Source organism: Marivirga harenae, from assembly GCF_030534335.1.
Classification (GTDB): domain Bacteria; phylum Bacteroidota; class Bacteroidia; order Cytophagales; family Cyclobacteriaceae; genus Marivirga; species Marivirga harenae.
On the sequence record NZ_CP130565.1, the window covers coordinates 3,019,335 to 3,040,792 of the forward strand.

At 37.0% G+C, this 21,458-nt stretch carries 13 protein-coding genes; 9 read left to right on the forward strand and 4 right to left on the reverse strand.

What is annotated here, in order from left to right; genetic code table 11:
* Positions 1 to 153: 153 nt before the first annotated feature.
* The 3 genes from Q3Y49_RS12965 to Q3Y49_RS12975 are packed head-to-tail and all read right to left on the reverse strand — an operon-like array spanning position 154 to position 5,329.
* Positions 154 to 1,491 (reverse strand): MFS transporter, encoded by a 1,338-nt coding sequence (locus tag Q3Y49_RS12965; RefSeq protein WP_303268716.1) that lies wholly within the window; start codon positions 1,489 to 1,491, stop codon positions 154 to 156.
* A complete protein-coding gene (locus Q3Y49_RS12970) occupies positions 1,491 to 2,888 on the reverse strand; it encodes an alpha-amylase family glycosyl hydrolase (protein ID WP_303268718.1) in 1,398 nt (465 codons plus the stop codon). The genes Q3Y49_RS12965 and Q3Y49_RS12970 overlap by 1 nt, the downstream gene beginning before the upstream one ends.
* Before the next feature lie 8 nt (positions 2,889 to 2,896).
* The gene (locus Q3Y49_RS12975; protein WP_303268720.1) at positions 2,897 to 5,329 is read right to left on the reverse strand and encodes a glycoside hydrolase family 31 protein; all 2,433 of its coding nucleotides are present in this window, start codon (positions 5,327 to 5,329) and stop codon (positions 2,897 to 2,899) included.
* 304 nt (positions 5,330 to 5,633) lie between these two features.
* Here Q3Y49_RS12975 and kdsA point away from each other — a divergent pair, with 304 nt between their 5' ends.
* Together kdsA and Q3Y49_RS12985 are read left to right on the forward strand one after the other, a co-directional pair.
* Positions 5,634 to 6,422: a 3-deoxy-8-phosphooctulonate synthase gene (gene kdsA, locus Q3Y49_RS12980; RefSeq protein WP_303268722.1), complete on the forward strand. Its 789-nt coding sequence runs from the start codon at positions 5,634 to 5,636 to the stop codon at positions 6,420 to 6,422.
* Positions 6,419 to 7,360: a KpsF/GutQ family sugar-phosphate isomerase gene (locus tag Q3Y49_RS12985; protein WP_303268724.1), complete on the forward strand. Its 942-nt coding sequence runs from the start codon at positions 6,419 to 6,421 to the stop codon at positions 7,358 to 7,360. The genes kdsA and Q3Y49_RS12985 overlap by 4 nt, the downstream gene beginning before the upstream one ends.
* 230 nt (positions 7,361 to 7,590) lie before the next feature.
* On the opposite strand, the gene Q3Y49_RS12990 is transcribed toward Q3Y49_RS12985, so the two are convergent.
* Positions 7,591 to 8,619 (reverse strand): LacI family DNA-binding transcriptional regulator, encoded by a 1,029-nt coding sequence (locus tag Q3Y49_RS12990; RefSeq protein WP_303268726.1) that lies wholly within the window; start codon positions 8,617 to 8,619, stop codon positions 7,591 to 7,593.
* 386 nt (positions 8,620 to 9,005) lie between these two features.
* Here Q3Y49_RS12990 and Q3Y49_RS12995 point away from each other — a divergent pair, with 386 nt between their 5' ends.
* From Q3Y49_RS12995 to Q3Y49_RS13025, 7 genes are all read left to right on the forward strand, one after another.
* A complete protein-coding gene (locus Q3Y49_RS12995) occupies positions 9,006 to 10,466 on the forward strand; it encodes a cadherin repeat domain-containing protein (RefSeq protein WP_303268728.1) in 1,461 nt (486 codons plus the stop codon).
* Between the two features lie 61 nt (positions 10,467 to 10,527).
* The gene (locus tag Q3Y49_RS13000) at positions 10,528 to 13,278 is read left to right on the forward strand and encodes an alpha-amylase family glycosyl hydrolase (RefSeq protein ID WP_303268730.1); all 2,751 of its coding nucleotides are present in this window, start codon (positions 10,528 to 10,530) and stop codon (positions 13,276 to 13,278) included.
* 20 nt (positions 13,279 to 13,298) lie between these two features.
* The gene (locus Q3Y49_RS13005; protein WP_303268732.1) at positions 13,299 to 16,295 is read left to right on the forward strand and encodes a SusC/RagA family TonB-linked outer membrane protein; all 2,997 of its coding nucleotides are present in this window, start codon (positions 13,299 to 13,301) and stop codon (positions 16,293 to 16,295) included.
* Between the two features lie 10 nt (positions 16,296 to 16,305).
* Complete coding sequence (locus Q3Y49_RS13010; protein ID WP_303268734.1) at positions 16,306 to 17,862, forward strand: RagB/SusD family nutrient uptake outer membrane protein; 1,557 nt, start codon at positions 16,306 to 16,308, stop codon at positions 17,860 to 17,862.
* A 227-nt stretch (positions 17,863 to 18,089) separates the two neighbouring features.
* Complete coding sequence (fbaA, locus tag Q3Y49_RS13015) at positions 18,090 to 19,151, forward strand: class II fructose-bisphosphate aldolase (RefSeq protein WP_303268737.1); 1,062 nt, start codon at positions 18,090 to 18,092, stop codon at positions 19,149 to 19,151.
* A gap of 257 nt (positions 19,152 to 19,408) precedes the next feature.
* Complete coding sequence (locus Q3Y49_RS13020; protein ID WP_303268739.1) at positions 19,409 to 20,926, forward strand: alpha-amylase family glycosyl hydrolase; 1,518 nt, start codon at positions 19,409 to 19,411, stop codon at positions 20,924 to 20,926.
* Positions 20,923 to 21,318: an acyl-CoA thioesterase gene (locus Q3Y49_RS13025; protein ID WP_303268741.1), complete on the forward strand. Its 396-nt coding sequence runs from the start codon at positions 20,923 to 20,925 to the stop codon at positions 21,316 to 21,318. The genes Q3Y49_RS13020 and Q3Y49_RS13025 overlap by 4 nt, the downstream gene beginning before the upstream one ends.
* The last annotated feature ends 140 nt before the right edge of the window (positions 21,319 to 21,458 follow it).

A 21,458-nucleotide genomic window follows, 5' to 3' on the forward strand; every position in this document is an offset into this window, starting at 1 on the left:
CTAAACTGATGACATCATAAATCATAAATTTAATAAATAAAGCCAAGCATTTTTGATCAAATTGTAAAGATTTAATACATCTATCAAATCAAATCCTGATCTTTCATATTTAGGGGTTAAATTTTAATCGCTTTAAAGGAATTTGCTTCTTCTCTAAGCCAGCTGTTTTTCCTTATCATCATCAGTAACAAAAAGGCTTAATATTCCAGCCAGAATTAAAGAAGTGCCTCCAATGATTAAAGCATAAATTGCATCGTTGCTGAAGAAATTTTTCAGTATGAATCCTAAAATTCCCGCGGCCACAATTTGTGGGATTACAATAAAGAAATTGAAAACACCCATGTAATAGCCCATTTTATCAAAAGGTAAAGCACTGCTTAACATGGCATACGGCAAGGAAAGTATGCTAGCCCAAGCTATTCCTACGCCAATCATACTGAATACCAATAAATTTGGATCGCTAATATAAAATATGGAGATGAGTCCGGCAGCACCACAAAACAATGCGATCATATGTGTTCCTTTGCGACCAAAGTATTTGGATAATTTTGGCAATAAAAATGCTGCAAAAGCCGCTACTCCATTGTACACACCGAACATAACTCCCACCCAATTAGCTCCTTCATTATAAAGAATGGATTTAGGATCAGTGGTTCCATAAATATGTTCAGTTACTGCTGGAGTGGTATAAATCCACATGGCAAACAAAGCAAACCATGAAAAAAACTGGACGAATGCCAATTGAACCATTGTTTTGGGCATTTTAAATATTCCCATAAATGATTCTGCTAAGCCTGTAAAAACGCCTCTTTCACTATTTTCCTTTTTGAGTTTCTCAATATCTTCCGGAGGATATTCCTTTGTATTGAAAACGGTCCACATTACCGCAGCTAAAAATGCAACACCTCCGATATAAAATGACCATTTGACTGAATCAGGTATCTGTCCATCCGGGGCTTCGTTGCTGAATCCAAGCCAATTGGTTAGGACATAAGGTAATACAGAGGCAACCACCGCTCCAATTCCTATGAAAAATGCTTGTAGTGCAAATCCCTTGGATCGCTGTTCGTTAGGTAACATATCGCCTACAAAAGCCCTAAATGGCTCCATACTGACGTTGATTGAACCATCCATTACCCAAAGCATTCCGGCTGCTATCCACAGACTAGGAGAATTTGGCATAATAAATAATGCAATAGTCGCTAGAATAGCACCAATAGCAAAAAACGGCCTTCGCCTTCCCCATTTTGGAATCCAGGTTTTATCCGAATAATAGCCGATGATGGGCTGCACTATTAGGCCTGTCACTGGAGCGGCTAACCATAATATAGGTAGACTCTCTTTTTCTGCACCTAGTGTTTCAAATATCCGACTTACGTTTGCATTTTGAAGGGCAAAGCCAAATTGAATACCTAAAAAACCAAAACTCATATTCCAAATTTCCCAAAAGCTTAATTTTGGTTTTTCAGAGGCTATCGATATGTTATCCATTATTTATCTTTCAAACTGTTTTGAGTTAAAATCATATAAGACCAAGCATCAAAGGCAAGAGGTTCTCGATTTTCAGAAAAGGTAACTGTAAGTTCTGGATTATTACCCTTCTGATAGGTCTTTCCTGTATAGTTCTTATCAATGACAAATGATTGCGTAGAATCAGATAAATTCATGATGACTAACACCTCATTATCATCTTTTTTTCTGCTGAACGCAAGCATCTTAGATGAATTTTGGGGTTTATTAATTTCTTGAAAACTTCCTCCAAAAGCCCCATTCCACAAGGCAGGATTATTATGCTTAAGTAGCAACAATCGGCTATAAAAGTCTTCATAAGCTAATTCTGACCAGTCAATAGTGTCTTTGTCAAAAAATGGTAATCGCTTGTCCAGTCCTGCTTCTTGACCACTGTATATCAGCGGCATTCCTGGAACTGTTGCAGTTAAGACAGCCAAAGCTTCATAAGCATTCCCCATCCTTTCAAAAACCGTCCCATTCCAGCTATTTTCATCATGATTGGAGGTGAAATACATTCTGAAAGCTGAAGAATCATATTTTTCAACATCTTTTTTCAGGTATGCTACTAGAGAATCAGCATTTGCGTGTCCTTTTGCTATATCATTCAATAAATGATGAAATTCCCAGCCGTAGGTCATGTCAAATCCTGCATCATGCATTTTGGGTTCATCCCATTCTGCCAACATAAAAACATCTTTTGTAGCCTCAAGACTATCAATAGCTTTTTTCCAAAATTCATTTGGTACCATTCCTGCCACATCACATCTGAAACCGTCAATGTCAGTTTCGGTAATCCACCATTTCATTTCATTAATCATGGCTTGATGTAAATCTTCATTTTCATAATTAAGATCTGCAACATCAGTCCAATCTGCTACAGGTGATTGTAGATTGCCTGCAGAATCTAAATTGTAAAATTCAGGATGTTCTTGTGCCCAATGGTGATCATAAGCGGTATGGTTAGCCACCCAATCCAATAGTACAATCATTTGATTTTCGTGGGCTTTGGTAACCAATTTTTTGAAATCCTGCAAAACACCAAAATTGGAATTTACAGCAGTGTAGTCTTTAATAGAATAATAACTTCCCAAAGGCTCCTTCCGGTTCTTTACTCCAATAGGTTGAACAGGCATAACCCATAAAATATCAACTCCCATATTTTTTAATCTGTCCAGATGAGGGAGAAAGGCTTCAATTGTACCTTCTGGAGTATACTGCCTAATATTTACCTCATAAATATTCATAGCCTTAGCTTTTTCAGGATATGATAAGATAGATTCCTGTTGATGGTTCTCATTAACAGATTCACAAGAGTAAAGAAATATGGCAATGGCGATTAAAAAGATGTTTTTCTGCATATAAAAATCTAGTTGCATAGTAAGGACTAATAATCAATATCTATTCTCCCATCTTCTAAATTGAAAATAGCATTTGGTAGATCGTTTACCTTTAAATTAATTCTTTCATTTTCAGGTAAGGGATCGAAGTTAGAAATTTGATCTACAAAATTAAAATCTTCTTTGTCCAACGGTATGGTTTGTTGATTAATGTGGATTTTCCCATTTAATTTTCCTTCGAATCCATGAAAGAAAACCTTAACTTTCTGATATTGACTATTGTAATTTCCCTCCTTTTGATGTAGAGTCAACTGTCTGTTTTCAGGCTTGAACTCAATCAGTCTTTTATAAAAATCTCCACTCACATGATTGAAAGTTTCTCCATCATCCTCATAGTATTCATATTTATTTTTTTCTTTGCCCCCGTAAATATGCAAATGCAGACAATCATTATTGTTTTGGCTTAAATTTTCCAGTTTGTCCTGCATTGGAATTATTGCCGAAGCTCTCACAAAAACAGGTAATCTCTCAATTGGGCATTCAACGATGACTTCCTGATTCCCTCTATAGAAAGTATCATCAAATAAATCGTACCATTCCCCTTCTGGAAAGTATACTTTTGCTAAATTAACTTTACTGGCTACGGGAGCCACCATGATGTCCGGTCCAAAGAAATACTGGTTTTCGTACAAAGAGTTATAGATTTTCTCGTCATGAGGATGATAAATAGCCAAACTTCTAGCTACCGGAATACCTTTTTCATGTGCTTCGTAAAAAGCTGAATAGATATAAGGCATCATTTTATATCTTAGATTGATATAATTTCTGGAAATCTCTTCTACTTCTTCTCCATAAGCCCAAGGTTCAGAATCTCTACTGTTAATCATACTGTGTCCTCTGAAGAATGGTGCGAAAGCCCCAATGGAAATCCAACGAGCAAATAATTGACTATCTGCATCTCCCGCAAAACCTCCAATATCATAACCCGAAAATGCAACTCCTGCTAATCCTAAGCTATTGACCAAACGAACGCCCAATAACATATGCTCGTCATCTGCAACATTATCACCAGTCCAAACGGCAGCGTATCTCTGAATCCCAGAAAAACCGGCTCTTGTTAGATTAAATACTCTTTTATTGGGAGAATTTTGCTTAGCCCCTTCGTAGGTACTTCTGGCCATTTGCATGCCATAAACATTTCTGGCTTTTCGAGTCGAGGCTTTTTCACCTTCGTAATCGAATTCCATTAAATCAGGTAAATATTGCCCCCAGGTGGCAATTTCATTCATATCATTCCAAAGCCCCAGAATTCCTAAGTCAGTATAGGCTTTTAGTTTATCTTGCCACCAATTTCGGACTTGTCCATTGGTGAAATCAGGGAAATGGCACCATCCGGGCCAAACTTCTCCTTCATAGTATTCACCGTCAGGATATTTAATAAAAACATCTTCTTTTTTACCGGAATCATAAGCTTCGTAGCCTTCTTCGATTTTTATTCCAGGATCACAAATCACTACCACTTTAAATCCCATTTCCTCAAGCTTTTCAATCATTTGCTTTGGATTGGGGAAATCTTTTCCATCCCAGGTGAAAATCTTGTATTGCTCCATATGATGGATATCCAAAACAATTACATCGGCTGGGATTTCTTTTTCCCGGAAAAATTTAGCTATACTAATTACTTCTTTGTCGGGTTTGTAACTGTAACGGCACTGCTGGTAGCCCAAACTCCAAATAGGGGGCAGTTCCATTCGACCAGTCAGATCGGTATAAGAACTTATAATATCTTCAATAGAATCTTCATGGATGAAATAATAGGCCATATCTCCCTGATCAGCTGAAAAGCTAGAGAATCGTCTGTTTGAAGCACCAAAATTAAAATGAGTTTTATGTGAATTGTCTAAGTAAATACCGTAATTCAAACCGCTATGGATGCCGATATAAAAAGGAGTCGTACAATACAAAGGATCACTATCTGGTGGATATCCAAAATGATCTGTATTCCAGTTTTGGTAGCCTGTGCCTTTTCTGTCCAGCGGTCCCGTTTTTTCACCCAATCCGATAAATCTCTCTCCTTTTTGTAGCTTTTTGTAGGTGGTAACTTGTTCGCCAATCCAGGAAGTTCCCAATGCATGGTCATCCTCACTGATTATTTCACCATTTATATCTTTGAAAATAGCAGTAAACGGATCCTTTTTAATTTCTAAAGTTAGCGCTTCAGTTTTTAGTTCTATATGTCCGTTAGAATCAATAATGGAGAAATCAATACCTACCGATTTAGAGATCACTGCATAAGAATGTTCGTCAAAATTTTCTGTTCTGCTTATATGAATTTTAAAAATCCCCTTTTGTACAACGGATATTCTAAAAAAGGCATTTTCGGTTTTTCCGGAAATTCCATAAGCATTGCGCTTATAGTTTTCAATTTTTCCGCAGTGAAGGTTGAGATTGGGTTTATTTATGGTTTGTGAACTAATCATCTATTTATCCTTTAAAAGAATTGCTAAAGTATTGAATATTAAAATTTCATAGTATTCAATTAACTATAAAATCAGCGCAATCGTTTGCGGTTACGTTTGCAATTTAACTTTTTGTATTTAAAAATTAAATTATATAGCTATTACAGGATTTTAAATTGGTCGATTTTTGGGGTTTTCTGGAGGGGGATAACTCTTTGGGATATTTTTTATGGATTGGAATTCATTTATTTCTATTTTGAATTTTAAAATAGCAACTTTGCACTCAGATTTACTTTTAACAGTTATAATATTTATTATTAAATAGATGTCGCAAGAACTATATCAGAATTTAACCGCAGATAAGCCATTTTTTATTGTTGGCCCTTGTGTGATGGAAAGTATGGATTTACTGCATTCAGTAGCCAAAGAATTGGTGAGCATTAAAAATGAATTAGGAGTCGAGATTATTTTTAAATCTTCATTTGATAAGGCAAATCGTACTTCAGCATCAGCTAAAAGAGGCCCTGGTTTAGAAGAAGGGAAGGAATGGTTAAAGGAAATCAAAGCAACCTACAATCTGCCCGTGACAACTGATGTGCATGAATCGTATCAACCAGCATTATTGCAGGATGTGGTGGATATTATGCAAATCCCTGCCTTTTTGTGCCGTCAGACTGATTTATTGTTGGCAGCTGCCGAAACAGGTCGTATTGTAAATATAAAAAAAGCACAGTTTTTGTCTGGAGAAGATATGTTATATCCTTGCCAAAAGGTAACTGAAGCAGGAAACAAGCAGCTTTTATTGACAGAGCGTGGCAATATGTACGGCTACAATAATTTAGTGGTTGATTTCAGGAATATCCCAGATATGTTGCAGCATGGCTTTCCTGTTGTGATGGATTGTACTCATTCGGTCCAAAGACCTGGAGGAGCAGGAGGAAAAACCGGTGGGAATCGTGAATTTGTTCCAAATATGGCATTGGCAGCAAAAGCTTTTGGAGCCAATGGATATTTTATTGAAACACATCCAAACCCAGAGGAGGCATGGAGTGACGGACCAAACCAATTGTTTTTAAAGGATTTAAAAGATTTAATAAAAAAATTAACAGCATGAGTCGAATTTTAGAATCTGCTAAAGAAACGATTGCCATTGAAGCTAAATCAGTACAGGATTTAGCTAGTTTGTTGACGGATGATTTCGAGAAAGCTGTTAACGCCATCATGGAAAGCAAAGGAAAGCTAATCGTCACAGGAATGGGTAAATCTGGTATTATTGGAAAGAAGATTGCAGCAACATTTTCCAGCACAGGAACCCCAAGTTATTTTCTCCATCCTGGAGAAGCGTACCATGGGGATTTGGGACTGATTCAAGATCATGATATTGTGATGGCCATCTCCAATTCAGGAGAAACGGATGAATTGTTAAAAATAATACCTTTTTTCTTACGTAATGGTAATAAGGTGATAGGAGTAAGTGGTAATCCCGCATCAACATTGGCTAAAAATACGCACTTTCATTTAAATGTTAATGTAGAGCAAGAAGCTTGCCCGCTTGATTTAGCGCCTACTTCTTCAACTACTGCTACTTTAGTGATGGGAGATGCTTTAGCCGTGGCCTTAATGAAAGAGCGTGACTTTAAACCGGAGCATTTTGCCTTGTTTCATCCGGGAGGATCATTAGGTAGAAGGCTATTAATGACGGTGAAGGATGTGATGCGCTCTACGGATTTGCCCGTAATTGATGCTGAAAGCGAAATGGATGAAGTGATTGGTACTATGTCTAATGGTAGGCTAGGGCTTGCTATAGTGGAAGAAAACGGGCAGTTAGCAGGTGTCATTACAGATGGTGATTTGAGAAGAGGGATGAAAAACCAAAAAAATGCCTTTATGGATATGAAAGCGAAAGACATCATGACTAGCTCACCTAAATTCATTGACAAAGAAATGAAACTTAAGAAAGCCGAAGAATTAATGATGGAGTATAAAATTAATGCGCTTTTAGTGGTAGAGAACCAAAAGTGTATAGGGGTCTTACAGGTATACGATTTGTAATTTTTCAAGCTTGCGGATAGTGGAAAATTCGCTTTGACAAATAATGCATTCAATAAATCCGCTAGAGGCGACAGTAATTTCCACTGTCTCACCCTGTCGCCAGCGTCCCGCTACTGACGGATACTTATGCGACTGGTACATTCTATTTAAGAGTTAAGATTTTTTTTATAGTATTTCTGCCAAAAAATACCTGTTAAGTAGTGGTCAAATAAAATCGCTTGTGAATCTATTTAAATCTTCTTCGAAGATTCCCTTACTACCAAATTGGTCTTCAAAGAAATGGTCTCCGTAATGCTTTCTTCATCTTCGCCCTTATTGATTTGCTTCATTAACAAGCGCGTTGCCTCTTGCCCCATTTTAAAGCCTGGCTGGGTGACTGAAGACAGAGCAGGCTGGATGAGACTTGAAAACCGCCAATTACTAAAGCCCACAATGGCAATGTCTTCTGGAATGCGTAACTTTTTCTTTCTAATTGCCATCATAGCCCCATAAGCGGCCACATCATTATTAGCAAAGATGGCATCCGGTGGAAAACGATAATCCAAAATTTCATTGGTAATAGATTCGGCTTCTTCAAAGGTGCCCAAACCGCAGACTTTGATCAGATTATCATCTATCATATACCGGTTATCTGCCAATGCGGCTTTATATCCATTTAATCTGTTTTTACTGATGGCTAAGTTTTGTGGTCCAGCCAAGTGAGCTATTCTGTAACAACCTTGTTCAATGAGGTGCGTGGTGGCTTCATAGGCCCCTTGCTCATCATTGACAATCACTTTACATGCATTAAGCGAATCAATAATCCGGTCAAAGAAAACCAATGGGATATCATAATCCAATAAACTTTGTAAGTGATCGTAATTTTCTGTTTCTCTAGAAACCGACATCAGGATACCATCAACGCGAGAGTTAAATAAGGCTTTGGTATTCATCACTTCCCTTTCAAAGGATTCATTGGATTGCGTGATAATGACGTGATATCCGGCATCATGGGCGATATCTTCAATGCCGCTAATGACGGCAGAAAAGAAGAAATGGGCAATTTCGGGTATAATCACACCCAAAGTGTTGGTTTTGCTTTGTCGAAGGCTTAGGGCTACTGTATTCGGTTGATAATTTAGTTTCTTGGCTAATTCGTTGATTTCTTTTTTGGTATCAACACTGATATCTGGATGGTCTTTCAAGGCACGAGAAACCGTAGAAGGAGAGACTCCCAATTCCTTCGCTATGTCTTTTATGGTGATGTTTGCTTTTTTCATTGGTTTTTAATTTAATCTTCTTCTTGCTGGTCGGTGTCATGCCGATCATTCTACAACCATGGTTGGTGGCGCACCGACCATTTAATACTTATGGCATGTAACTCCTACTTTTCAATTTTTTTTTTTCAGAAGACATAGCGGTAAAAATCAAATTTTTAATTGATAATCACCAGTTTATCTCATTAAGAATTTAAATCCATCAAACATCTGAAAAAACATTGGTTTACGCAAACGATTGCGCAACCGATTGCGGTAAAAAATATTCCTTTCAACTGTTTTGAGGCTAATTCTTACACTAAACTTGAACAGTGGAAAATAGAGTTGCGCAACAAAAATGAAGCGACTTTAGGACCAAAAAATTAAGTAAACTTTAAAACAATTAAATTATGAAAAACTTAACAAAATTATGGAGCCTAGCATTGTTGCTGACCGCAGCTATGTTTATGGTCTCATGTGATGAAGACGAGCCAACAATTGATGTTGATGAGGATGGTCTTGCTCTTGCGGATGGCTACTATTTCGCAGTAGATGGTGAAGACCCAACACAGAACACTAGACTTCAGCCAGAAACGGTAGAAGGTGAAGGGAATGTTGCAGTTGAAAGAGAAGGCTTTTTTGGAAACTATGTGTTTTTATCTGCTGGTGCTTATAATCTAGTTTCAGTTGAATCTCGAGAAATTACCTCAACATTAGGAGGGGCTATGACAGAAGTAGCTGGAGAAGATTTAACAGGAGATGAAGTGACATCTGGATATAGCTTGGCAATTATGGAAGAAGGTGGAGACCAAATTACTATTTCTAATGATGGATTCTTTAAGATTTCATACGATGAAACAACTACTGAATTGATTGTAATGGAAGTCGTAAACGTTTCTTTCATTGGTGCTCCTTCTGGATGGTCTGATGTTAATATGGATGTAGTTTCTTCAAATCCAGAAGATGGCTTTGCATTTGAAGTTACTGATGTTGAAATAAGACAAAATGAAAACTACAAATTAAGAATCAATAACGGCTGGAAAATCATTAGAAGTAATGAAGAAGGAACGGGATATATTGCATTTACTAATTATGGAGGTGCTGCTGATGCACTTGTTCCTGGCGGAGGTGATATTCCATTTTCAGAAGAGGATGGTTTGTACACCATTAGTGTAGAGTTGCAAAATGACGGGGGTGCATTTGTTGAATTTAACAAGACTGGTGAAGCTGAAGAAATTACTTTTGACCCTGCAGAATACCAGTTTGGAGTTATAGGAAGTGCAAATGCTAATGGATTTGATGCTGACAGAAACTTACATTACACTGGTGAAACTGATGGAGTACATAAATGGGTAGGTGTAGTTTATTTTGGTGAAAACAGTGTTGATGATCAAGGAAGAAGATTTAAATTCAGAACAAATGATGACTGGGCATTCAACATAGGCGGAACATTGCCTGCTGATGGGTCAGAAGCTACGTTAGCCGTGAATGGAGCGGATATTGAAGCGCCAGCTGCTGGAGCTTATTATATAACGCTATCTACCGCAGATGAAGGTGATACTTGGATTTCGACTATGAGTGCTACTGGCTGGGGAGTAATCGGTGAAGGTTCTCCATCAGCAAGTTGGGATGAAGATTTAGACATGACTGCTGAAGGTTTCGCGGAAGGTGTTACCACTTATACGCTTACAGGAGATTTCAGTGGAGAGTATAAATTCAGAGCTGGTGACAGCTGGGATTTCAACTTAGGTGGTGATCCAACTGCACTATCTGCAGGTGGAGATAATTTAAGTGTAGATGCTGATGGTACTTATACGGTAACATTGACATTTGATGGGGAGAATTATACTTCTTCCATTACTGCTCAATAATAAAATTCAAACATATTTTTAAGACATGAGCCAAAGCTCATGTCTTTCTTTTAAGATTTATATGAAACAATTTTACAAGTTACTTTCCCTCCTAATTCTATTTTGTATTCCTGCCTTAAGTCAGGCTCAAGGTGATATTCAACCAGATATTACCCCTGAGTTCTTTTCTGCGGATCAAGAGATTACCATCACATATGATGTGACAGGAACAAACCTAGCTTCACTCGATGATGCCTATATGTGGATGTGGCTACCTGATAAAAGTATTGATGCGCCCTCCAATATTAATCCTGCAGATTCTGATCCAGAAGCAAGCAATCAAGCTAAACTTGAAAAAATAACTGAAAACGGTCAAACCTTATTCCGTATTTCATTAACTCCCACGACATTTTACGACCAAAACGCTGATGTTATTTCCCAAATAGGAATGCTCTTAAAAGGCAATGATTGGGCTGATGGTCAAACTGAAGACTTTATTACAGAAATAAGTAAAGGTTTTTCAGTGAATATTGCTTCCCCAACAGGTAATTATGGATTTTATGAAGCAAATGAGATTGTAAGTATTGAATTATCTTCTTCTGAGCCAGCACATTTTCAATTTTTTGTGGATGGAAATTTGGAATATGAAGAATCAGACTTTTCCGAATTTTCTTACGAGCATACTGTAATTGATGATGGTCAAGCTCACGACTTAATCATCAAAGCAGGAAATGGTACGGATGAGGAGTTATTTAATTATTCCTATATAGTGAATCCAGTAGTTGGCAATGAACCGCTTCCTGATGGTTTGCAAAACGGAATAAATTATGGCGAAGATGACACTGCTGTCCACCTTGTACTGACTGCTCCCGCTAAGGAAAATGTATTTGTGATTGGTACCTTTAATGATTGGAGCCTTTCGGATGAGTTTCTAATGAAAAAAGATGGGGATCAGTTTTGGATTGAAATTGGCAATTTAACACCAAGCCAAGAATACCAATTCCAATACCTAGTGGACGGAGAAATTACCATTGCTGATCCATATGCTGAAAAAATAGGGTCGGAATATGATGATCCTGAAATAATTAGGGATAACCGATACCCTGATTTAATGCCATATCCATCCGGAAAAACAGCTCATGCTGTGAGCTATATTCAAACCAATAAAGTCCAATTTCCTTGGACGGATGACAGTTTTCAGAAGCCAGCAAATGAAGATTTAGTGATTTATGAATTATTGATCAGGGATTTCACAGAATTAAGGACATACGATGCTGTAACTGCGAGATTAGATTATCTCGAAGATTTAGGCATTAATGCCATCCAATTTATGCCTGTAATGGAATTTGAAGGAAATTTGAGTTGGGGATATAATCCTTATGCGATGTTGGCTTTGGATAAATTTTACGGTACGGAATATGACTTTAAAACGCTGGTTAATGAAGCCCACAATCGTGGAATCGCGATCATTTTAGACATTGCTTTAAACCACCAGTTTGGTAGAAATTCTTTGGCAAGATTATTTAATCAAGGAGATTACGGTAACCCAACTTCACAAAACCCTTGGTTTAACACCAGTGCACGTCACGATTTTAATGTTGGCTATGATATGAACCACGAAAGTCAATACACCCAAGATTATGTAGATAGGGTAGTGGCTTATTGGTTGCAAGAATACCACGTGGATGGTTATCGATATGATTTATCTAAAGGCTTCACTCAAAAAAACACACTAGGAAACGTGGGTGCTTGGGGTCAATATGATGCTTCAAGAATTACATTATTAAAAAGGCTAGCCGATTTTCAATGGTCAGTTGATCCAGAATCATACGTGATTTTAGAACATTTTGCTGAAAATTCTGAAGAAAGAGAACTGGCTGATTATGGTATGATGCTTTGGGGTAATGAAAACCACAATTTTAGAAATTTGGCCAAAGGAAATAGTGCCTCAGTCAGTGGCTTGAGTTATCAAAGCAAAGGTTGGAAAGAGCCTCATGTAATTGGTTATATGGAAAGCCACGATGAGGAAAGAGTGGCCTGGGATTTGAAAAATAGTTCATCAAGTAGCTTAGCAGATCAAATGCAAAGATTGAAGTTGAATACGGCTTTATTCTTTATGGCTCCAGGGCCTAAAATGATTTGGCAATTTGGTGAGTTTGGTTACGATGAGGAATTGAACAATGATAGGTTAGGGGTAAAGCCAACCCGATGGGAATACCTTGAAGATCCGGAGCGAAAAAAGCTTTTTCAGGTTTACCAAAGCCTAATCAAATTGAAAACAAGAACTGATTATATTAACAAGGATAATTTCCAATGGTCTGCGAGTGGCGATTTGAAATGGGCTAGGTTTAATAATAATGATGTAAAAATAGTGATGGTGGGAAATTTCAGTAAAAGTACTCAAACTTTTGACCAACAGATTATTCAAGCGGGTACATGGTATGACTACTTCACTGGAAAAGAATATGAAATTGGAAACGAAGTCTCCATTACTCTAATCGCAGGGGAATTTAGAATATTGACCAGCGAGCCTATAGAAAATTATGTGGATGATGAAGATCAAGAAGAATTAGTTCTTGCTCGTCAAAAATCAAGCTGGAGTTCAAATGTAAAAGTTTTTCCAAATCCTGCTCAAAATCAGATTTTCATCGAGACAGAAAAGCAAATTGAAAATATTTTTATTACAGACCTAAGTGGTAAATCCATCCAGTTTGAAATAAAAGAAAACCAAAATCGATTTGTAATTGATTTATCTCAATTGGATTCAGGAGTCTATTTAGTCAATTTTCAAGAAGAGGGTATTCGCAAACAACAAAAAATCATAAAGTTTTAATTTTTTAAATAAATCATAATATGGATCAAAATTATACATACTCACAAAGTGGGACGCTACGGAGGGATGGCACGGCTATCTTCAAAGGGATGCTCACAGCTTTCCTTGTGGTTTTTATCACTTTACAATTGCAAGCGCAAGAAAGGACCGTTTCAGGAACGGTTTCTGATGCTATTACTGGTGAGACTCTACCTGGAACCAGTGTTAAAATTAAAGGAACTTCGCAAGGAACAACTACCTCTTTGGAAGGGGAATACAAGCTTGAAGTAGATGCTAATGATGTTTTGATTTTTTCTTTTATTGGATATTCCAAGCAAGAGATAGTGGTAGGCGCTCGGTCTATAATTGATGTTCAGATGCAGGAAGATATTTCTCAATTGGGAGAAGTAGTGGTTGTTGGTTATGGAACGCAAGAAGAAAAGGACGTGACTGGTGTTGTAAGTACGGTAAAGGAAGAGTCATTCAATAGAGGACAAATTGCTAGTCCAGAGCGCTTGATAACCGGTAAAATTGCTGGAGTTGACGTGACTCCTGGGAACACAAGAGCTGGTGGTGGAGGAATCACTATTAGAGGAGTGGGCTCAATAAATGCACAGGCTCAACCATTAATTGTGGTCGATGGTGTTCCCATTAGCAATGATGGTAGCTCTGGAACAAGAAACGCGAATAATTTCATAAATCCAGCCGATATCGAAAGTGTTACTGTTTTAAAGGATGCATCTGCAACAGCAATCTATGGTTCTAGAGGGGCTGCAGGGGTTATTTTATACACCACCAAGTCGGGTAAAAAGGGTCAAAACACAGTTGCTTATGATGGTTCATTTGCTTTTTCAGAAGTTTTAAGAGAACCAGACTTTTTAAGTACTCAAAATTTCAGAAATGCAATCCGTCAATTTAGTCCCCAAAACGAAGGGCGATTAGGTGACCAAGACACAGATTGGTTCAATGAGGTAACTAGAAGTACTTTAAGTCAAAATCATAATTTGTCTTTCTCTGGTGCAACTGAAAAAATTAATTATCTGGTTTCTGTCAATCATATGGATAATAAAGAAGTATTAAGAGGAGACAGGAACCAAGTGACTCGATTGAGTATGCGATTAAAAACTACGGTCTTGAATGATCATTTGGATATTACTTTTAATACCAAAAATGCATTGACGAACGATCAATATAAACCAAATGTTGTGGGTGGCGCGGTATCTTTCGATCCAACCAAACCAGTTTATGATTCTGAAGCAGAAGAATTTGGAGGCTATTATGAATGGGATGTTTCTTCTATTGATCCGATTAACCCAGTTTCAACACTTGAACAAACTCAAAGTATCGGTGAAAATAGAAGGTCTTTTAACTCAATTAATTTTGACTTAAAGATTCCGGGCATAGAAGGTTTGACATGGAGTGCCACCGGTTCTTATGATTTAAGAAACGGTCAGAATAAGGTTTTTGAGCCATTCACCTTAAGAAATGACAATAGAGATGGGTATATGCAAAGATCCACTAACAATGCATACACCACCACTTTATTTACTACTTTAAACTATAATAAGTCGTTTGGATCACATGATATTGATGTGCTTGGAGGATATGAATTCCAAGAAGTTTTTAGAGAAACGACTGGCTATGAAGGTATTAATTTAACTGATGATAGCAAAGGCTTTAACGATCCAACTGTTATACCAAGAGAATTTATAGATCTATACAGAGCGATTCCAATTACCAATCAATTGCAATCTTATTTCGGAAGAATTAATTATTCTTATGATGATAAATATTTACTGACAGTAACCGGAAGAATGGATGGTTCCACTCGCTTTGGTTTTGGAAATAAGTATGGATTTTTCCCTTCAGCGGCCCTAGGTTGGAGAATTATTGAAGAAGATTTTTTCGAGGGTTTGACAGGAACATTTAACGATTTGAAATTAAGAGTAGGATGGGGTCAAACAGGAAATCAGAATATTGGAGATTACTTATATGATAAATTCTATTTCTTGAGTGATGCTAGTGCGACTTACCAATTTGGAGATGAATATATTCAGTTATTAAGACCTACTGCAGTGGATCCGAATATTCAATGGGAAAGATTAATTTCAACCAATATCGGAATTGACTTTTCATTACTAAATGGAAGATTATCAGGTACTTTAGATTTTTATGATAAAACAACTGATCAGTTGTTATTTAATGTACCAGTAGCTGCTGCAACTAATGTTGGAGATAGGGTAACTACCAATATTGGAGAAATGAACAATAAAGGAGTTGAATTGGGACTGAATTTCATAGCAATAGACAACGAAAAATTTGGCTGGGATATAGGCTATAATTTCACCTATAATCAAAATAAAATTGTGAAACTTAATAATGAAATTGATGAAGATAGCCCTGGGATTCAGGTAGGTGGAATATCAGGCGATATCGGTAGAACAATACAGGTTTTGCAAGTTGGGCAGCCGATTTCTACTTTCTATTCTTACAATCATTTATATGACGCTGCAGGAAAACCACTTGTAGGTGGTACAAACAGCATTTATGAAGATGTTAATGGTGACAACATTATCAACGAAAATGACTTACAAACGCAAGGTGTAGCCATTCACCCAATTTTGACAAATTTCGCATCAAACATTAGATATGGGAATTTTGATTTAGCGCTGACGCTACGAGCAAAATTAGGTGGACAAACTTATAATAACACCGCCTCCGCCAATGGATGGTATGGTAGGTTGACTGAAGCACAAATTTTGAATAATGTGCATGAATCTGTAATTGAAACGGGTTTTCAGAATAGACAACTACTGTCAAACTACTACATTGAAAACAGTAATTTCTTAAAGTTAGATAACCTTACTGTAGGATATAATTTTAATGCTATCCAAGATTTTAGGTTGAGATTATATGGTACTGTTCAAAATATGCTTCCGATTTCAGGATATAGTGGATTGGACCCAGAAGTTCAGATTGACAACAACATCTATCCGCCATCAACTGCATTTATTTTCGGTATAAACGCAAAATTTTAAATCTAAGAAAATGAAGAAATTTATATATATAATTCTAGCAGGCTTCACCCTTTCATGTACTGATTTGGATTTAAGACCTGAGTTCGGAGAAACAGCCAATATAGCCTTTCAAGATGTTAAAAACTTGGAAAGGTACATGGCTAAGATTTATGCATCTTATAGTTTAACTGGTCAGCAAGGACCGGCAGGTGATGCTGATTTAGCATTGGTAAATGATGAGGGGTTTACTTCCTACATCAGAGCTTATTGGAAAGCTCAAGAATTAACCACTGATGAAGCGGTTATTGCTTGGCAAGATGCGGGTATTCAGGATTTAAATACTCATTCGTGGTCATCAGACAATCAATTCGTTAGGGTTTTGTATTACCGATTATTTTTGATCATTTCATATAGCAATGACTTCTTGGAGCAAAGTACAGATGATTTGTTGGCTGATTATGGATATGATGAGCAGGAAAGAGCATTGGCACAGAGCTATAGAAGTGAAGTTCGCTTTTTGAGAGCGCTTGCTTATTGGCATGCTTTAGATCTATTTAGAAATATACCGATTGTGACAAGTATTACTACTGATTTTCCTGTTCAGGACAATCCAGAGGAGGTTTTTAATTTCATAACAGATGAGTTAAGTGCCATTGAAAATGAATTGCCTGATCCTCAGCAAAATGAATATGGTAGAGCTGACAAAGCTGCCCTGTGGATGCTGCAAGCAAAATTATATCTTAATGGAGAGGTTTATACTGGTACAGACTATTATACTGAAGCAGTTACAGCATTAGAAAAAGTATTAAATGGCCCATATTCCATTGAAGGAGATTATCAATTGAATTTTAGAGCAGATAATCACACAAGCAATGAGCTGATTTTTACTTTACCTTCAGATGGTATCCAGACCCAAGGATATGGAAGTACAACGTTTTTAATCAACGGTTCAATGGGCGGTAATATGGTATCTGCTGATTACGGTACTAGTGGAGCTTGGGCAGGTTTAAGGACTACTAAAAACTTGATTCAATTGTTTCCTGATGAAACAGGTGATATTGATAATAGGGCTATATTTTTCACTGATGGGCAGTCTTTAGAGATCGCTGATTTAACCGTTTTCACGGAAGGCTATGCAGTTCCAAAATATACAAATTTGACCACCGATGGAGAACAGGGAAGTAATACTGAATTCGCAGATACTGATTATCCCATGTTTAGATTAGCAGATGCGTACTTAATGTATGCAGAAGCTGTTTTGAGAGGTGGAGGCGGCAGTGAAGCCACAGCTTTAGGCTTCATTAATGAACTAAGACAAAGAGCTTATGGTGATAATTCTGGGAACATTGCTGCAGGAGATTTGACATTGGATTTCATCTTGGATGAAAGAGCTAGAGAATTATATTGGGAAGGTCATAGAAGAGCTGATTTGATTCGATTCGGTCTTTATACAGGCGGAGAATACACTTGGCCATGGAAAGGAAATAACATTGATGGTACTTCAATTAGTAATCATTTAGAAATATTTCCAATTCCGGCTACTGACCTGGCAGCTAATCCTGAACTAGAACAAAATGATGGATATTAATTAAAGTTTTTCTTCTTCATAAACAACTATAAAACGAAAATGCAGGGGGCTTTGCTCCCTGTTTTTTTTAAATCAATATCATATTTCCTACATTACATGCTAAATTATCAAATCAGTTTGTGAGCTCATCAAATCATAAACATTAAAACCGCTTTCTCTTTTATATTTGTACCATTATTGTCATTTTTGGATTCTAAAATAAAATTAACTCACTAAAACATAAAAACATGGCTAAACCAGGAGTATTATCCGGAGAAGAAATGATGAACCTGCTTCATCATGCGAAAGACAATAAATATGCAATGCCTGCAGTAAATGTGATAGGAAATAATTCTATCAATGCAGTTTTGGAAACTGCGAGAGAAGTCAACTCTCCTGTTTTTATTCAATTTTCCAATGGAGGTGCGGTTTTTAATGCTGGTAAGGGGTTGTCAAATGAAGGGCAAAAGGCAGCAATTGCAGGAGCAGTTGCGGGTGCTCATCACGTGCATTTAATGTCTAAAGAATACGGTGTTCCAGTAATTTTGCATACCGACCATTGCGCTAAAAAATTATTACCGTGGATTGATGGATTATTGGAAGCTGGAAAGGAATTCTATAAAACTCATGGAAAGCCATTATTCAGTTCTCATATGATTGATTTATCTGAAGAGCCGTTGGAAGAAAACATTGAGATTTGTAAAAAGTACTTGAAACCAATGGCTGAAATGGGAATGCATTTAGAGATTGAGTTAGGTATTACAGGCGGTGAAGAGGATGGTGTTGATAATACAGGAGTGGACAGCAGTAGATTATACACGCAGCCGGAAGAAGTTGCTTATGCCTATGAGCAGTTAAAAGAAGTGAGCGATAATTTCACAATTGCTGCGTCTTTCGGCAACGTTCATGGAGTTTACAAGCCAGGTAATGTAGAATTGCGTCCTGACATCTTAAAAAATTCTCAAGATCATATCCAAAAGAAACATAATACAGATGATAAGCCAGTATTATTCGTATTCCATGGTGGTTCTGGTTCAGAACCAGAAAAAATTGAAGAAGCTATCGGATATGGAGCAGTAAAAATGAATATTGATACAGATATGCAGTGGTCATTCTGGAATGGAGTAAGAAATTACTATAACGATAACGAAGATAGGTTACAACAACAAATAGGAACTTCTGAAGATCCTGATGCTCCAAATAAGAAGTTCTATGATCCAAGAGCTTGGTTAAGAAAAGGAGAAGAAAGTATGGTTGTACGTTTGAAGCAAGCTTTTAAAGAATTGAATTGTATAAATAAATTGGCGTAATTGATAGAATCTAGAGTCTAGAACTTACAGCCTAGAATAAAGGATTAAAAGCACAGGCTTAGAGCTTGTGCTTTTTCTATTTTTATAGAGCTGAATTTTAGATTTACAATTTTAGAACATAATTCCAGGCAACTTTTCTTATTTTTACTATACTGAAATTCTACAAAGATTATTTAATTCGCAGCCTTATGAATTCCTTCAAGACTATTTTTTATCTTATTTGTTTGTTAAACTTTACCGCCTGTAATAAGCCAGATATGAAAGAAAAAAAATCCCAAGCAGAAGCAGATTTTCCTAATGGAGTGGCTTATGAGATCTTCATCCAATCTTGGGCAGATGGTAACGGTGATGGAATCGGGGACTTTAAAGGCGCTACTCAGAAGCTTGATTACTTACAGGACTTAGGGATTTCAGCAGTTTGGTTGATGCCTATTATGCCTTCGCCCAGTTACCATAAGTATGATGTAACAGATTATAAAGCCATTCATCCTGATTATGGTACCATGGAGGACTTTAAAATTTTCCTTTCAGAGGCGCATAAAAGAAATATCAAAGTGGTGATAGATATGATTATTAATCATACCGCATCTGATCATCCATGGTTTCAGGAAGCTAAAAAAGGTAGTGATAACCCCTATAGAGATTATTATGTTTGGGCAGATCGAGATAGTATAGCAGATCAAATTGCTAAAAAAGAAGTAACCCAAGATTCTGATAATATCACCCAATGGCATGCTGTGAATAATCAAAAAAATGAAAAGCATTATTATGGTTTCTTCTGGGGCGGCATGCCAGATTTAAATTTTGATAATCCTAAAGTAAGGCAAGAAATATATGATATAGGAAGATTCTGGCTGGACGATATAGGAGTGGATGGATTTCGATTGGATGCGGCCAAGCATATTTTTCCAGATGATCGATTAAAAGATTCCTACAAATTTTGGCAAGAATACAGAGACGAGATGCGTAAGATTAAGCCGGATGTCTATTTGGTAGGAGAAGTTTGGTCTTCATCTGAAATCGTAAAAGAATTTGCTAAAGGTCTGCCAGCGCTATTTAATTTTGATTTAGCTGGCAGCATACAGCAGTCAGTTATCCAAGGTAAAAATGTTGCAGCAACTATTGAAGGACCTAAATGGGTGAATCTAGAAAATGAGGATTTGATTAGTCGTTTGATTAAACAAAGGGAAGTTTTTAAATCTGCTACGGATGATTATCAAGATGCTATTTTTCTAAGTAACCATGACCAAAACCGAGTGATGAGTAATTTTAAAGGAGATATTACTAAAGCTAAAACGGCAGCTTCCATTTTATTAACATTGCCAGGTACTCCGTATATTTATTACGGGGAAGAAATCGGGATGTTGGGCAAAAAACCCGATCCTAATATCAGAGAACCATTTTTATGGATAGATGCCAATAGTGATACTTTGAGAACGAGTTGGATGGATCCTGAATTTACCTCAGATGAAACAGTGGGTCCAGTAAGCCAACAAGAGGAAAATGCTAATTCCTTATTAAATCATTATAAAAAGTGGATTCATTTACGAAATCACAATGAATTACTGACAAAAGGCAGTATCGAAGAATTTGAAAATCAGAATAGAAATCTTTTGGCATTCACTAGAGCTATTGATGATGAGAAACTGCATGTTATCCATAATTTATCATCGAAATCACAAACTTTGAAAGTTAGTCCGAAGACGTTTGTTTACGGGCAAGAAAATTTGGACAATGGGAAGCTTAAAGCTAGTCAATCAATTATTTTCAAATGAAGAAATTCCAGCTAAAAATAGAACCCAGAACCACTGATTTTGATGCCTTGGGACATGTAAATAATGTGGTTTATCTCCAATGGGTGCAGGATGTTGCCGAAGCGCATTGGAAACATATTTCCGGTCAAAATGATGATGAAGTCAATCTTTGGGTAGCATTGAGGCATGAAATTGATTACAAAAAGGAAATTAGACCCGATGAGCCAATTATTGCTGAAACGTGGGTGGCTTCCATGGAAGGGGTGAGATCAGAAAGAATGACGCGAATTTTTAATCCTGAAACAGCCCAGACCAAAGCAGAAGCTAGAACTTTTTGGTGTTTATTGGATGCAAAAAGCAAAAGGCCAAAGAGGATTCCTGAGGAAATGAAAGAAAAGTATAAAGCCCGATAAACCCCAATGGGGGAACAATACAACGGCTAAATTATGAAGATGGAAATGATATTAATAGCTTTGATCAGCCTAAAGATGGAAGAAAGATTTTATAATAGTAACTGGCATGTAATACTATGGACTCAAGCATAAAAGCACGA

What these genes read in the sequence shown, in the direction of transcription:
- Q3Y49_RS12965 (WP_303268716.1), bottom strand. Translation starts at nt 1,491, where the DNA reads ATGGATAACATATCGATAGCCTCTGAAAAACCAAAATTAAGCTTTTGG.
- Q3Y49_RS12970 (WP_303268718.1), bottom strand. Translation starts at nt 2,888, where the DNA reads ATGCAACTAGATTTTTATATGCAGAAAAACATCTTTTTAATCGCCATT.
- Q3Y49_RS12975 (WP_303268720.1), bottom strand. Translation starts at nt 5,329, where the DNA reads ATGATTAGTTCACAAACCATAAATAAACCCAATCTCAACCTTCACTGC.
- kdsA (WP_303268722.1), top strand. Translation starts at nt 5,634, where the DNA reads ATGTCGCAAGAACTATATCAGAATTTAACCGCAGATAAGCCATTTTTT.
- Q3Y49_RS12985 (WP_303268724.1), top strand. Translation starts at nt 6,419, where the DNA reads ATGAGTCGAATTTTAGAATCTGCTAAAGAAACGATTGCCATTGAAGCT.
- Q3Y49_RS12990 (WP_303268726.1), bottom strand. Translation starts at nt 8,619, where the DNA reads ATGAAAAAAGCAAACATCACCATAAAAGACATAGCGAAGGAATTGGGA.
- Q3Y49_RS12995 (WP_303268728.1), top strand. Translation starts at nt 9,006, where the DNA reads ATGAAAAACTTAACAAAATTATGGAGCCTAGCATTGTTGCTGACCGCA.
- Q3Y49_RS13000 (WP_303268730.1), top strand. Translation starts at nt 10,528, where the DNA reads ATGAAACAATTTTACAAGTTACTTTCCCTCCTAATTCTATTTTGTATT.
- Q3Y49_RS13005 (WP_303268732.1), top strand. Translation starts at nt 13,299, where the DNA reads ATGGATCAAAATTATACATACTCACAAAGTGGGACGCTACGGAGGGAT.
- Q3Y49_RS13010 (WP_303268734.1), top strand. Translation starts at nt 16,306, where the DNA reads ATGAAGAAATTTATATATATAATTCTAGCAGGCTTCACCCTTTCATGT.
- fbaA (WP_303268737.1), top strand. Translation starts at nt 18,090, where the DNA reads ATGGCTAAACCAGGAGTATTATCCGGAGAAGAAATGATGAACCTGCTT.
- Q3Y49_RS13020 (WP_303268739.1), top strand. Translation starts at nt 19,409, where the DNA reads ATGAAAGAAAAAAAATCCCAAGCAGAAGCAGATTTTCCTAATGGAGTG.
- Q3Y49_RS13025 (WP_303268741.1), top strand. Translation starts at nt 20,923, where the DNA reads ATGAAGAAATTCCAGCTAAAAATAGAACCCAGAACCACTGATTTTGAT.